Here is a 13,455-nt window from a genome sequence, read left to right as displayed (position 1 = left end):
CCCATCCGGATTGCGCATCGCACGCAATTCATGCTTCGGGAGAACGCCGCTGCCGGTCTCATGGCATGTGACGGCAACGATCTCACGCCGTGGCATACTCCTCTGCCCAACGCCGCCACTTGCCGTCTCGATCCCCGTTCTCCCAAGGGGATACATGCTGACAGACTGCCATGAGTTCAGGGGGAGATGAAGGGTTTTCGCGGTCTCGGCCGGCCGCCGTTTGAAGAAAGACAGAATACTGCCATTGCGTCTTGGATGCGCGACGGGAAACAGGCAGCAGCGACCGTTGCGAGAAATTTTCTTGCGCGGCCGGTTCGGGGATCGGCGCTTGGAGCCGCGCCTTCAGACCGGCGGCGCGATTTCGAGCGGCGTGCCGTCGGAAAAACGCGAGAGCCGGAAATTCGCAGGGTCGACGATCGGCTGATCTCCCGCGACCAGATCGGCGACCAGGTGACCAGCGCCGGGACCGATACCGAAGCCATGGCCGGAAAATCCGGTCGCGATCGTCAGCCCGGGGACGTTTTCAGCATGGGAAATGATCGGCACGGCATCGGGCGTCACGTCGATGAGGCCGGCCCAGATCTGCAGCGGCGCGGTCTGTCGGAGCGCCGGGAGGACCTGTCTTGCCGCCTCGAACGCCCTTAACGCGGAGCGCGGATCGGGTCGGGGATCTAGAATTCGGTGGCGTTCGAAGGCGCCCGGACGGTCGAGCGGCACGGATGCGATCTCGAAGAGTTCGCGCCAGCTCTGTGCGCTCAAGCCGACTTGCACGGCCTCGCCCTCGGCCTTTCGCGCAGGCTGAAAATCACGAAAGAAAGTGAAACTGTCCGGGACGACGGGATGCAGGTTGGCGCCGCCGTCGGCGATGGTATAGCCGCCGTCGAGCCGCTTTCGATAGGCATAGGTCGCCGTCGCGCCGGCGCCCTCGGGGCCACCGTCAACCGGCGTGGTTCTGAGCACTGTGTTGCGCACCTTCAGCTGCGGTAGCCGGATTCCGAGTCCCTTGCAGAAGAGCCGCGACCAGGCACCGCCGGCAAGGACGACCGCCGCGGTTTCGATTCGGCCCTTTTCCGTGATGACAGCGCTGATCCGGCCAGCGCTTCTCTCGATCCCGCGCACGGCGCAGCCGGTGACGATATGCGCCCCGGCGCGCCTGGCGCCCGCGGCAATTGCCGGCACCGCCTTCTGCGGCTCGGCCCGCCCGTCGCTCGGCGTAAAGAGCGCGCCTTTGTAGCGGGTGGTCGCTCCCGACATCCTGGACTGCGTTTCCTCCGGGCCGATCTGGCAGCTGTCGACGCCGTGCTGTCTGGCGTGCGCCAGCCAGGCCTCACGATTGGCGATATCCTGTTCGCTCTCCGAAACATACAGAATGCCGCTGCGGCGAAATCCGGTTTCGCCGCCGACGCGCGCATCGAGCGTGTCCCAGATTTTCAGTGCCGCCATGGCAAGCGGGATTTCCCGGCGGTCGCGGCCCATGACGCGCACCCAACCCCAGTTGCGGCTCGATTGTTCGCCGCCGAGGGCGCCTTTTTCGCAGAGCACGACTTGAACGCCACGTTCGGCGAGGAAGAGCGCCGTGCTGACACCGATGATGCCACCGCCGATAATGACGACCTCGGCTTTCGGCGGCAGCGAATCGTCGGTGATGACAGGGTCGAGAACGGGGCCGGGCATAGGTGCCTCTTGGATATGGTGATCGATTCTAATAGGTAAGAGCGGGATGCGGGCGGAAAACCGCGCACACTTTTCCTCATCCCGCTCTGGCAATCGCTGCACCGTTCCTCGCGCCCGATCAAGGCCGTACGACCAATTCGCTGGCTACGATGCGCAATTGCCACATCAAGGCAGAGCGTTCGGGGGCGCTTCACCCCTTGAACTGATACACGATCATTCTGTCCTTTTTCGATAAACATACGATTCGGTCGCTTGACAGATCGGCGCGCTCCGATGTCTCTTGGCGAGCATGAGACGGGCCGCAGGGCCCGCGAGCTAAGGCACGGATTGGAAAGAAACATGGGCGGACTTCTTGAAGGCAAGCGGGCGGTGATCACGGCGGCGGCGCAAGGTATCGGCCGTGCGGCGGCCGAGGCTTTCAAGCGCGAAGGCGCCTCGGTCGTCGCGACCGACATCAATGAGGAAAAGCTTGCCGAACTCGCGGCGGAAGGGATCGAGGTGGCGAAGCTCGACGTCTTGAGCGAACAGGCGATCGCTGGGTTTGCAGCGCGTACCGGCGCCATCGACGTTCTCTTCAATTGCGCCGGTTTCGTCCATCCCGGCACGATCCTTGAAGCGAGCGAGAAGGACTACGACTTCGCCTTCGACCTCAATGTGAAATCGATGTTCCGGATGATCCGCGCCTTCCTGCCCGGTATGATCGAAAAGGGCGGCGGCTCGATCATCAACATGTCGTCGGTGGCCGGAGCGCCGAAGGGCGTCCCGAACCGCTTCGTCTATTCGGCGAGCAAAGCCGCGGTCGTCGGCCTTACCAAGTCGGTCGCAGTCGATTTTATCGGCAAGGGCATCCGCTGCAACGCCATCGCGCCGGGTACGGTGCAATCGCCGTCGCTGGAAGAGCGGATGAAGGCGCAGGGCAACTACGAGCAGGCGCGCGCCGCCTTCGTCGCACGCCAGCCAATGGGGCGCCTCGGCACGCCCGAGGAGATCGCGGCGCTCGCCGTTTATCTCGGCAGCGACATATCTGCCTATACGACCGGTCAGGTGCATGTGATCGACGGCGGCATGACCCTCTGACAAGGTTGCGCGCAGGCCGACTTCCAGAAGTTCGGCCGAGACTCTATGCTCGCCGCATGCGTGACGAAGACACCAACCTACGCCCGGTCCTGCGAATCGACTTTCCGCCCGGCGATCGCCTTGGGCGCGGCAAGATCATGCTCCTGGAACTCATCCGCGAAACCGGCTCGATTTCCGCCGCCGGGCGCGCGATGAACATGTCCTACCGGCGCGCCTGGCTGCTCGTCGATGCCTTGAACCGGATGTTCAAGGAGCCTTCGGTAGAATCGCAGCGCGGCGGCAAGCAGGGCGGCGGTGCCGCCGTCACCGCTTTCGGAGAGATGCTGATCCAACGCTTCCGGGCGATGGAGGCCAAGGCTTGCACCGCGCTCGAGGACGATCTCGACTGGCTCGAGGCCGTTCGTGATCGGACGGCTGTTTCCATGGAGAAGGCGACTCGGCACGAGTGACCACGCCCACGCTCAGTGGTCGAGCGCCACCGTCTTGATGATCGCGTGGACGGATTTCCCGGGTGCAAGCTGGAGCGCGTCGCGCGACAGGGCGGTGATGCGGGCCAGAATGACATTGCCGCCGCACTGCAGGCGAACGTCGATGCTGCCTTTTTCGTCGGGAGACAGATCGATGACCGTTCCTTCGAACACGTTGAGCGCGCTGATGCCTTCCGGGCGCACGGTGGCCAGCATCACATCGCGCGCCGCGATGTGCAGGCGAACGCTGTGGCCCGGCGGAACGAAGAGTTGCGGCACCCGCACGAGACATTGTCCCGCCCGGACGGCCGTCAGATTGTGGGCGCTGTCGTGGCTCTCGACCACGCCTTCGAGCAGCGCGCCGGCCTCGCGCCAATCCATCGCGTGCACCGCGGCCGGCTGGCTCAAGATAACGGCCGCGTCGCCCGATGCCTTGACCCGGCCGTTCTCGATCACGATGACGCGCTCAGCCAGACGCGCGACTTCCGCGACCGAGTGGCTGACGTAGACGATCGGAATTCTGGTTTCGTCGCGAAGCCGCTCCAGATAGGGGAGAATCTCTGCTTTTCGCGCCTCGTCGAGCGCGGCGAGCGGCTCGTCCATCAACAAGAGGCGGGGAGAGGCAAGCAGCGCGCGGCCGACGGCGACGCGCTGCCGTTCGCCGCCGGAAAGAGTCGAGGGGCGACGGTCGAGCAGGTGGCCGATGCCAAGCATTTCAACGATCCGCCCGAATTCCGAGGCGGACTTTTGCGAACCGGCGAACCAGCGCCCATAGGCGAGGTTCCTGCGAACGCTCAGGTGCGGAAAAAGCCGCGCTTCCTGGAAGACATAGCCGAAGCGACGGCGGTGGATCGGCGTGAATATCTGCTTCCTGCTGTCTGCGATCACGTCGCCGTCGAGCACGATCCGGCCGACATCGGGACGGAGAAGTCCGGCGATGATGTTGATCAGCGACGTCTTGCCCGATCCCGAACGACCGAACAGCGCCGTCACGCTGCCGTCGGACGTGAACGCGGCGTCGATTGTGAAGGCTCCGATCCGGTGGCTGGCTTCGACCTCCAGGCTCATGCCGCCACCGACCGTTTCGCTGCGAATGCGGCGAAAACCTCCGACAGCATCAATGCCCCCATCGAAATGAAGACCGAGATGACGGCAAGGCGCAACGCTCCGGCATCGCCGCCCGGAACTTGCGTAAAGGTGTAAATCGCCGAGGAGAGCGTCTGCGTCTCGCCCGGGATGTTGGAGACGAAGGTGATCGTCGCTCCGAACTCGCCCATCGCCTTGGCGAAGGAGAGGATCATGCCCGCGATGATGCCGGGAAGGATCAGCGGCAATGTGACCGTCAGGAAGACCCATGCGGGCCCGGCGCCAAGCGTGGCGGCAGCGTCCTCGAGCTTGCGGTCGACTGCCTCGATCGACAGCCGGATGCTGCGCACCATCAAGGGGAAACCCATGACTGCGCAGGCAAGCGCGGCACCTGTCCAGCGGAAGGAGAAGACGATGCCGAAATTCTCGGCAAGGAAGGCGCCGATCGGTCCGCGGCGGCCGAAGAGAAGCAGCAGCACGAAGCCAGTGACCACCGGCGGCAGGACAAGCGGCATATGCACGAGGCCGTTCAGGATCGACTTGCCCCAGAAGCGTCCGCGCGCAAGCACCATGGCGGCGAGCAGTGCCAGCGGCAGACTGCCCAGCATCGCGACGGTCGCGACGCGCAGGCTCAGCCGGACCGCCGTCCATTCGGCGTCGCTCAATGCCATCCAGTCCAAACGCCAAATTCCTCCGCGCCTAAATCCTGCGCCGCAAGTTGGTCCGACCCGCGGCGCGGAGATCGATTCTGATAAATTAGAGCGGGATGCCAGCGGAAAACCGCACACACTTTTCCTCATCCCGCTCTGAACGCCCACTTGATCTTATCCATAAATCGATAATGATTTCAGCAGGCTCGTGCATCCGCAAAACGCGTGTCGCGGCGGCTTATTTGAGCACCGTGAAGCCCTGCGCTTCGAAAAACGCTGCGGCCTTGGCCGACCTGACGAACTCGATATAGGCGGCCGTGTCGGGGCTCTTGCTGTCGGCCGTAATGGCGATTGGATAGATGATCGGCGGATGACTGTCCTCCGGGAACGTGCCGACCACCGTGACGCCCGGATCGGCGACCGCATCGGTCTGGTAGACGATGCCATAGGGCGCCTCGCCGCGCGACACCAGGAGAAGTGCGGCGCGTACGCTCTCGGCGCCCGCCACCTTCTGTTCGACGGCCGGCCAGATGCCGAGCTTTTCCAACGCCGCCTTGCCATATTTTCCGGCCGGAACCGAGTCGACGGCGCCCATCGCCAGCCGGCCGTCACCAATGAGGGCGACGAGGTCGAAGCCGGGCTTGATATCGACGGCTTTCGAATCGGGCTTTGCGGAAACGAGGACGAGGCGGTTGCCAAGCAGGTTGGAGCGCGTGTCTGTTTTGATCAGCTTCTTATCGGCAAGATAGTCCATCCATGCGAGGTCGGCAGATATGAAGACGTCCGCGGGCGCGCCCTGTTCGATTTGCTTCGCAAGGGCCGAGCTTGCGGCGTAGGAGGCCGTGGTCTCCTTGCCGGTTTCCTTTTGCCATTCGGCATTGATCGCGTCGAGCGCGCTCTTCAAGCTTGCGGCAGCGAAGACTGTCACTTTTTCTGCCGCATGTGCCGGGGCGAGAACCGCACCTGCCAGAGCGAGGCCGAGCGCCAGCACCAGAGTTTTGAGCCCCAAACCCGCGAGCCAATCTCCCTGTCCCTTCATCCGCGGCCTCCATCCATTCGTGATATTTTTGAGAATATAACGCGTCGCCGTTTTGGTTAGCGCTATATACGAATAAATACAATGCTTCCCGCAAGGATAATCAAAAACAGTGAACCGAGGCGGCGGACATCGCAGCAGTGCTTGCGATGGGCGGCCGCGGGGCTAAATTCCGGAGCGAGAGAGAAGCGAAGGACATGCCCATGGATGCGACGATCAGGCTGGAAGAGACCTGGAGGACTGCGCTGGCACCGGAATTCCGTCACACCTATATGGCCGATCTCAAACGGTTCCTGCTGGACGAGAAAGGGCAGGGCCGGCAGATCTTTCCGAAGGGCAGCGAATATTTCCGGGCGCTCGACCTCACTCCGCTCGATAAGGTGCGCGTCGTTATCCTCGGGCAGGATCCCTATCACGGCGACGGCCAGGCGCACGGGCTTTGCTTCAGTGTGCGCCCCGGCGTGCGCATACCGCCGTCGCTCGTCAACATCTACAAAGAGCTTCAGGACGACCTCGGCATCCCGCCGGCGCGCCACGGCTTCCTCGAAAGCTGGGCGCGCCAGGGCGTTCTGCTCCTGAACGCCGTGCTAACGGTCGAGCGAGGCCGGGCGGCATCGCACCAGGGCAAAGGCTGGGAGCGTTTCACCGACGCCGTCATCCGGGCGGTCAACGAGCAGCAATACCCCGTCGTCTTCATGCTTTGGGGCTCCTATGCGCAAAGGAAGGCAGCCTTTGTCGATCAATCGCGGCACCTCGTGCTGAAGGCGGCGCATCCCTCTCCACTTTCGGCGCATTCGGGCTTTCTCGGCTGCCGGCATTTCTCGAAGGCGAATGACTTTCTCGTTTCCAAGGGCTTCGATCCGATTGACTGGCGGTTGCCGGAGAAACCGGAGATTGCCGACGGTCTGTGAGCTCAATCGCTCGGACTGACGCGGTCCCGCCGGCGCCTGTCGCTGACAAACCTTGCGCCATCGCCTCCGATCGGCCAAAGACTGCCGCATTGGAGCGGGATGAGGAAAAGTGTGCGCGGTTTTCCGCCCGCATCCCGCGTCTCAACTTAGATGCGTAGCGCGAGGCGGAAGAAGATGCGGCATATCCTGATTATCGGCATCGGTGCGGGCAATCCCGAACACGTGACCATTCAGGCCATCAACGCCCTCAACAAGGCCGACGTGCTCTTCATCCCGACCAAGGGGGCAAAGAAGACGGAGCTTGCCGAGGTCCGCCGCGAAATATGCGCGCGCTACGTGACGAGAAGCGACAGCCGCACGGTCGAGTTCGCCGTGCCGGTGCGCCAGACCGAGGGGCGGAGCTATAGCGGCAGCGTCGACGACTGGCACGGAAGCATCGCTGCCATCTATGAGGCACTGCTGCTCGGCGAACTCGCCGAAGGCCAGACCGGTGCCTTCCTGGTCTGGGGTGACCCGATGCTTTACGACAGCACGATCCGCATTGTGGATCGCGTAAAGGCGCGAGGCCATGTGGCTTTCGATTTCGAAGTCGTTCCCGGTATCACCAGCCTTCAGGCGCTCTGCGCCAGCCACCGCATCCCGCTCAATCTCGTCGGCAAGCCGGTCGAGATCACCACCGGCAGGCGGCTGGCCGAAAGTTTTCCGGACAAGAGCCAAACGGCGGTGGTCATGCTCGACGGGGAGCAGGCGTTCGAGAAGATCGACGATCCGGACGCCGCCATCTACTGGGGCGCCTATCTTGGCACGCCGGACGAGATCATCATCTCCGGCCGTCTCGCGGACGTGAAGGAGGAGATCCTCAGGGTGCGGGCCGCGGCGCGGCAGCGCATCGGCTGGATCATGGATATCTACCTGCTGCGCAAAGGCGCCGATTTCGATGAGTAAATCACCGCGGGCGCGACAGCGACCTCGCTTGCTCTTTGATCTCTCTCAAAGCGCGCACCTGTGATATAGCGTCCATCGAGAGCGGCGGGGACCCTTACCTGGTGCCGGGAGGATTGACCAAAGCAATGACAAGCTGTGCCACGCCCAGATCAGACGGGGCCAATGCATCCATGCGGCGGGGCGCTTGTCCGTCGCTTGCGAAACCGATGCAGACCGGCGACGGATTGCTGGTCAGGCTGCGGCCCGCGACAGGCAGCTTGACGCCAGCGGAACTGCGGGTGCTTGCCGTCGCCGCCGAGCGCTTCGGTAATGGCATCCTGGAAGTGACGGCGCGGGGCAACCTGCAGGTCCGGGGTCTGACGGCAGCGGACGTCGCAGGCTTGGCGTCGGCAATCGGCGAAGCAGGTATTGGGGTTGCCGAGGGCGTGGCGATCGAAACGCCGCCGCTCGCCGGCGTCGATACGGACGAGATCATCGATCCTCGTCCGCTGGCGCTGGCGCTTCGCGAAGCGATCACCGCGCTCGATTCGCCCCTCAAGCTCGCGCCGAAGCTCTCGATCATCATCGACGGTGGCGGCCGCTTTCACCTCGACAACATCGTTGCCGACCTGCGTTTGAAGGCGGTGAAAACGGATGACGACGTGGCCTGGCTGCTTTCGCTTGGCGGCACGGCGCGGCCGGTCGCATTGCTCGATCATCGCAAGGTCGTTCCCGGCCTCCTTGCCGTTCTCCGCAGGCTTGCCACCATGGGCGATGCGGCGCGTGGCCGCGATCTCGATCTGGAGGTGATCAAGACCGAATTGGCCGGCGGAGCGTATCAGCCGACGGGACTGATCCTGGCGACGGAACCGGCCATGCCGGTCGCCGGGCTGCACACGCTTGCCGACGGCGCCACCGTGCTTGGTGTGGGCCTCGCCTACGCCCAGGCGGATGCGGCCAGCCTGACGGCTCTCCTGCGCAAGGCGGAGGAACTGGCTGCGGCTGAGATCCGGCTTGCGCCGGGACACGGGCTTTTCGTGCTCGGACTCGATCATGAAGCCGCCGCGATAATGCAAGGCCTCGCGTTCTCGCTGGGCTTTCGCATCGCCCCGGACGATCCGCGCAACCATATCGCCACCTGCGCCGGCACTGGCGCCTGCGCATCCGCACTGATGGAGACCAAAGCCGTGGCACGGGTCGTGGTCGATGCCGCGCCCGAACTGCTCGACGGTTCGTTGACCGTGCATCTCTCCGGCTGTCCCAAGGGATGCGCGCGACCATCATCTGCGGAGCTGACGCTTGTCGGTGCGCCATCAGGATATGCGCTTGTCGTAAATGGTACTGCTTCCGTCGCGCCGAGCGCCTACACGGATGCGAATGGAATAAAATCCGCGTTCGCGCATCTCGGTGCGCTGGTGCGGGAAAACAAAGACGCTGGCGAATCGGCGCGGTCCTGTCTTACACGGCTCGGGGCCGCGCGTATCGCCGCCGCGTTTGAACAGGGATAGAAATGCCGGACTACGACTATATCCGCGATGGCAACGCCATCTATGAGCGTTCCTTTGCGATCATCCGGGCGGAGGCCGATCTTTCCGGCTTTTCCGAGGAGGAAGCCGATCTCGCCGTGCGCATGGTGCATGCCTGCGGCTCGGTCGAGGCCGCGCGCCAATTCGTCTTCTCGCCGGACTTCGTCTCCGCAGCGCGCACCGCGCTGAAGAACGGCGCACCGATCTTCTGCGACGCGGAAATGGTGGCGCATGGCGTGACGCGGGCGCGGCTGCCAGCAGGCAACGACGTCATCTGCACGCTTCGCGATCCGCGAACGGTCACGCTCGCGGCCGAGATCGGCAATACGCGCTCTGCGGCTGCGCTGAAACTCTGGGGCGAACGGATGGCCGGCTCCGTCGTTGCGATCGGCAATGCGCCGACCGCGCTCTTCTACCTGCTCGAAATGCTGCGCGACGGCGCGCCGAAACCGGCTGCGATCCTCGGCATGCCGGTCGGCTTCGTCGGCGCGGCGGAATCGAAGGACGCGCTCGCCGAAAACTCCTATGGCGTCCCCTTCGCGATCGTGCGCGGCCGTCTTGGCGGCAGCGCAATGACGGCGGCGGCGCTCAACTCACTCGCGAGGCCGGGCCTGTGAGCGCGGTCGAGATGGGCAGATTGATCGGCGTCGGCACCGGTCCGGGTGATCCCGAGCTTCTGACGGTGAAGGCGGTGCGGGCGCTGGGCGAGGCGGATGTCGTCGCCTATTTCGCCAAGGCGGGGCGCAACGGCAATGGCCGTGCGGTTGTCGAGGGCTTGCTGAAGCCCGGTCTCATCGAACTGCCGCTCTACTATCCGGTAACGACCGAGATCGACAAGGACGACGGCGCCTACAAGAGCCAGATCACCGATTTCTACAACGACTCCGCCGAGGCAGTCGCAGCGCATCTCCTGGCCGGACGCACCGTCGCCGTGCTCAGCGAAGGCGACCCGCTCTTCTACGGATCCTACATGCACCTGCATGTGCGGCTCGCCGGCCGGTTCCCGGTCGAGGTTGTTCCGGGCATCACCGCCATGTCCGGCTGCTGGTCGCTTGCGGGGCTGCCGCTCGTCCAAGGCGATGACGTCCTGTCCGTTTTGCCCGGCACGATGGGCGAGGTTGAGCTTCAGCGCCGCCTTGCCGATACCGAGGCCGCGGTGATCATGAAAGTCGGCCGCAACCTGCCAAAAATCCGCCGGGCGCTTGCCGCCGCCGGCAGGTTGGACGCGGCCGTTTACGTCGAACGTGGCACGATGAAGAATTCCGCGATGATCCCGCTTGGCGAGAAGCCCAACGACGAGGCGCCTTATTTCTCGCTCGTGCTCGTCCCGGGCTGGACCGACAGGCCCCGGGAGGACAGGCGATGACCGGCAAGCTTTTCATCGTCGGTACGGGTCCCGGCAATCCGACGCAGATGACGCCCGAGACGCGCGAGGCGATTTCCGCCGCGACCGAGTTCTTCGGCTATGGCCCCTATCTCGACCGTCTCGACCTTAGGGCCGACCAGCACCGCATCGCCTCGGACAATCGCGAGGAACTGGAGCGGGCCCAGGCGGCGCTTGTGCGCGCCGCCGCGGGCGCCGATGTCTGCGTTGTTTCGGGCGGCGATCCCGGCATCTTCGCCATGGCGGCCGCCGTCTGCGAGGCGATCGAGAAGGGGCCGGCGGAATGGCGCAAGGTCGATCTCACGATCACGCCCGGCGTGACCGCGATGCTTGCGGTTGCCGCCCGCAGCGGCGCGCCGCTCGGGCATGACTTCTGCGCGATGTCGCTATCCGACAATCTGAAGCCCTGGGAGGTGATCACGAAAAGGCTGCGGCTTGCCGCCGAGGCCGGGCTGGTGATTGCGCTCTATAACCCGATCAGCAAGGCGAGGCCATGGCAGCTCGGAGAGGCTTTCGCCATCCTGCGGCAGGTTCTGCCTCCTCACGTACCGGTCATCTTCGGCCGCGCGGCGGGCCGCCCCGATGAGCGCATTACAGTGATGCCGCTCGGCGAGGCCGATGCCAACCGCGCCGACATGGCGACCTGCGTGATCATCGGCTCTCCGGAAACGCGCATCGTGCCGCGCGACGGCAAGCCCGATCTCGTCTACACGCCACGGTCCTTTACCGGGGAAAGCCTCTGATGGATGCGTTCGAGCGCCTCATCGCAATCGCCGACCGACGGCACGTCGGCGGGCTTGTGGCGCTCGACCATGATCACCTCGATCCCGAGCTTGCGTGCCGCGGCGATCTTGCCATAGGTCGCGGTGCCGCCGCTGTTCTTGGCGACGACGATGTCGATGTCGTGTTCCTCGAGGAGGTCGATCTCGTCCGCTTCCGCGAAAGGACCACAGGCAAGAATTGCGGTGACGTCGGGCAGGGCGAGTGGCGGCGTCACGGGGTCGACGCTGCGAACGACGTACTTGTGTTCCGGGGCCTTCTCGAAGTGGAACGCCTCCTGCCGGCCGATCGCCAGGAAAACGCGACGCGGCGCTCCACCGAGTGCGGACACGGCCTCGGCCACGCTCTCGACGCGCGTCCAGCGGTCTCCGCGTTCCAGTTCCCAGGCGGGGCGGCGGAGAGCAAAGATCGGCGTTCCGGTTGCTGCCGCCGCCGCGGCGGCATTGTGAGAAATACGGGCGGCGAAGGGATGCGTCGCATCGACCAGCAGCGCGACACTCTCCGCCTTGAGGAAGGCGGCAAGCCCTTCTGCGCCGCCGAAGCCGCCAACACGGGTCGCCAGTGGTTGCGGGCGCGGGTCGGCGGTGCGGCCTGCGAGCGAGATGGCCGCATCGTAGCGAGGATCGGCCGCAAGACGCTCGGCCAGTTGCCGCGCCTCGGTCGTGCCGCCGAGGATCAGAATGCGAGGTCTGTCCATGGCTGACATGTCGAACAGCGCTTCGGCCATCGTCGCCCCCTGGTTGGTGATCATCGGTATCGGTGAGGATGGTGTAGCGGGTCTCGGCGACGAGGCCAAGCGGCTGATTGCGACCGCGCCGGTCGCCTTCGGCGGAGCCCGGCATATCGAGCTTGTGGGCTCCCTGATAACGGGCGAGTGCCAGGCCTGGCAGAGCCCCTTCGAAAAGTCCGTCGACGCGATCGTTGCACGGCGGGGCAGCCCCGTCGTTGTGCTCGCCTCCGGCGACCCTTTCCTGTTCGGCGCCGGCGCCACGCTTGCACGCCGGATCGATGCTGCCGAAATGCGCGTCATTCCTGCACCCTCGTCCTTCAGCCTCGCGGCTTCACGGCTCGGCTGGGCATTGCAGGACGTGGCGACGGTTTCGCTGCATGGGCGCCCGCTAGATTTGATCCGGCCGCATCTGCACCCGGGCGCCCGTGTTTTGGCACTGACCTCGGATGAAGTTGGTCCAAAGGCGCTTGCCGCTCTCCTTTGCGACAGCGGATTCGGTCGATCCCAGCTTACCGTTCTGGAGGCGCTTGGCGGCGCACGCGAACGTATATCGCGGCAGATCGCATCGAGCTTCGCGCTCGAAGACCTCGATCCTTTGAACGTCTGCGCCATTGAAGTCGTTGCCGATGCCGAAGCGCGCGTGTTGCCGCTCGCCGCCGGTCTCGACGATGCCCTGTTCGAGCATGACGGCCAGATCACCAAGCGCGAGGTCCGTGCCTTGACGCTCTCGGCGCTGGCGCCGCGCAAGGGTGAGTTGCTGTGGGATGTCGGCGCCGGTTCGGGTTCCATCGCCATCGAATGGATGCTGGCGGACCCGGCGATGCGCGCCATCGCCATCGAGGCCTCGCCCGAGCGTGCCGCGCGTATCGGCCGCAATGCGGCGCGCTTCGGCGTGCCCGGGCTGGCGGTGATAGAAGGCGAGGCGCCGGGCGCGCTTCGTGGCCTCGCGCCGCCGGACGTGATCTTCATTGGCGGTGGCGGCAGCGAGCCCGGTGTGATGGATGCCGCGATTGCTGCGCTTCGCCCCGGCGGACGGCTGGTGGCGAATGCGGTGACGACGGAAATGGAGGCCGTTCTCATCGCACAGCATGCGCAGCTTGGCGGCTCGCTGATCCGCATCGACATCGCCCGAGCCTCGCCGCTCGGAACGATGACCGGCTGGCGGCCGGCGATGCCGGTCACGCAATGGTCCTGGGTCAAGCCCTGAGCG

The 13,455-nt window shown here is 64.8% G+C and carries 14 protein-coding genes; 9 read left to right on the top strand and 5 right to left on the bottom strand.

Going from position 1 to position 13,455, the window contains the following annotated elements; all coding sequences use genetic code 11:
* Nucleotides 1-342: 342 nt before the first annotated feature.
* On the bottom strand, nt 343-1,674 hold the full coding sequence (locus QN222_RS13060) for an FAD-binding oxidoreductase (RefSeq protein WP_283961219.1): 1,332 nt from the start codon (nt 1,672-1,674) through the stop codon (nt 343-345).
* A 339-nt stretch (nt 1,675-2,013) separates the two neighbouring features.
* Between QN222_RS13060 and QN222_RS13055 the strand changes: the two genes are divergently transcribed.
* Together QN222_RS13055 and QN222_RS13050 are read left to right on the top strand one after the other, a co-directional pair.
* On the top strand, nt 2,014-2,751 hold the full coding sequence (locus tag QN222_RS13055) for an SDR family oxidoreductase (protein ID WP_336621024.1): 738 nt from the start codon (nt 2,014-2,016) through the stop codon (nt 2,749-2,751).
* Between the two features lie 56 nt (nt 2,752-2,807).
* Nucleotides 2,808-3,200, top strand: a complete 393-nt coding sequence (locus tag QN222_RS13050; RefSeq protein WP_283961221.1) for a winged helix-turn-helix domain-containing protein — start codon at nt 2,808-2,810, stop codon at nt 3,198-3,200.
* Between the two features lie 12 nt (nt 3,201-3,212).
* Here the strand turns inward: QN222_RS13050 and modC are convergent, their stop codons facing one another.
* The 3 genes from modC to modA form a co-directional block, all read right to left on the bottom strand.
* Nucleotides 3,213-4,286 (bottom strand): molybdenum ABC transporter ATP-binding protein, encoded by a 1,074-nt coding sequence (gene modC, locus QN222_RS13045; protein WP_283961222.1) that lies wholly within the window; start codon nt 4,284-4,286, stop codon nt 3,213-3,215.
* A complete protein-coding gene (gene modB / locus QN222_RS13040; RefSeq protein ID WP_283961223.1) occupies nt 4,283-4,975 on the bottom strand; it encodes a molybdate ABC transporter permease subunit in 693 nt (230 codons plus the stop codon). Before modB ends, modC begins: the two co-directional genes overlap by 4 nt.
* 217 nt (nt 4,976-5,192) lie before the next feature.
* On the bottom strand, nt 5,193-5,993 hold the full coding sequence (gene modA, locus QN222_RS13035) for a molybdate ABC transporter substrate-binding protein (protein ID WP_283961224.1): 801 nt from the start codon (nt 5,991-5,993) through the stop codon (nt 5,193-5,195).
* Between the two features lie 200 nt (nt 5,994-6,193).
* Between modA and ung the strand changes: the two genes are divergently transcribed.
* From ung to QN222_RS13005, 6 genes are all read left to right on the top strand, one after another.
* A complete protein-coding gene (gene ung / locus QN222_RS13030) occupies nt 6,194-6,901 on the top strand; it encodes a uracil-DNA glycosylase (RefSeq protein ID WP_283961225.1) in 708 nt (235 codons plus the stop codon).
* A 174-nt stretch (nt 6,902-7,075) separates the two neighbouring features.
* A complete protein-coding gene (cobF, locus tag QN222_RS13025) occupies nt 7,076-7,846 on the top strand; it encodes a precorrin-6A synthase (deacetylating) (RefSeq protein ID WP_283961226.1) in 771 nt (256 codons plus the stop codon).
* 125 nt (nt 7,847-7,971) lie between these two features.
* The gene (gene cobG / locus QN222_RS13020) at nt 7,972-9,333 is read left to right on the top strand and encodes a precorrin-3B synthase (RefSeq protein ID WP_283961227.1); all 1,362 of its coding nucleotides are present in this window, start codon (nt 7,972-7,974) and stop codon (nt 9,331-9,333) included.
* A gap of 2 nt (nt 9,334-9,335) precedes the next feature.
* Nucleotides 9,336-9,968 carry a precorrin-8X methylmutase gene (locus QN222_RS13015; protein ID WP_283961228.1) on the top strand — a complete coding sequence of 211 codons (633 nt, stop codon included), beginning with the start codon at nt 9,336-9,338 and terminating at the stop codon, nt 9,966-9,968.
* On the top strand, nt 9,965-10,717 hold the full coding sequence (locus QN222_RS13010) for a precorrin-2 C(20)-methyltransferase (protein ID WP_283961229.1): 753 nt from the start codon (nt 9,965-9,967) through the stop codon (nt 10,715-10,717). The genes QN222_RS13015 and QN222_RS13010 overlap by 4 nt, the downstream gene beginning before the upstream one ends.
* Nucleotides 10,714-11,478, top strand: a complete 765-nt coding sequence (locus QN222_RS13005; RefSeq protein ID WP_283961230.1) for a precorrin-3B C(17)-methyltransferase — start codon at nt 10,714-10,716, stop codon at nt 11,476-11,478. The genes QN222_RS13010 and QN222_RS13005 overlap by 4 nt, the downstream gene beginning before the upstream one ends.
* Here the strand turns inward: QN222_RS13005 and QN222_RS13000 are convergent.
* On the bottom strand, nt 11,442-12,242 hold the full coding sequence (locus QN222_RS13000; RefSeq protein ID WP_283961231.1) for a cobalt-precorrin-6A reductase: 801 nt from the start codon (nt 12,240-12,242) through the stop codon (nt 11,442-11,444). The two genes, QN222_RS13005 and QN222_RS13000, sit on opposite strands and share 37 nt — an antisense overlap.
* Here QN222_RS13000 and cbiE point away from each other — a divergent pair.
* Nucleotides 12,220-13,452, top strand: a complete 1,233-nt coding sequence (gene cbiE / locus QN222_RS12995; RefSeq protein WP_283961297.1) for a precorrin-6y C5,15-methyltransferase (decarboxylating) subunit CbiE — start codon at nt 12,220-12,222, stop codon at nt 13,450-13,452. The two genes, QN222_RS13000 and cbiE, sit on opposite strands and share 23 nt — an antisense overlap.
* Nucleotides 13,453-13,455 lie beyond the last annotated feature (3 nt).

The organism is Sinorhizobium sp. 6-70 (genome assembly GCF_030124375.1).
In the GTDB taxonomy this organism is placed as follows: domain Bacteria; phylum Pseudomonadota; class Alphaproteobacteria; order Rhizobiales; family Rhizobiaceae; genus Sinorhizobium.
This window is presented reverse-complemented; position numbering and strand designations above follow the sequence as displayed.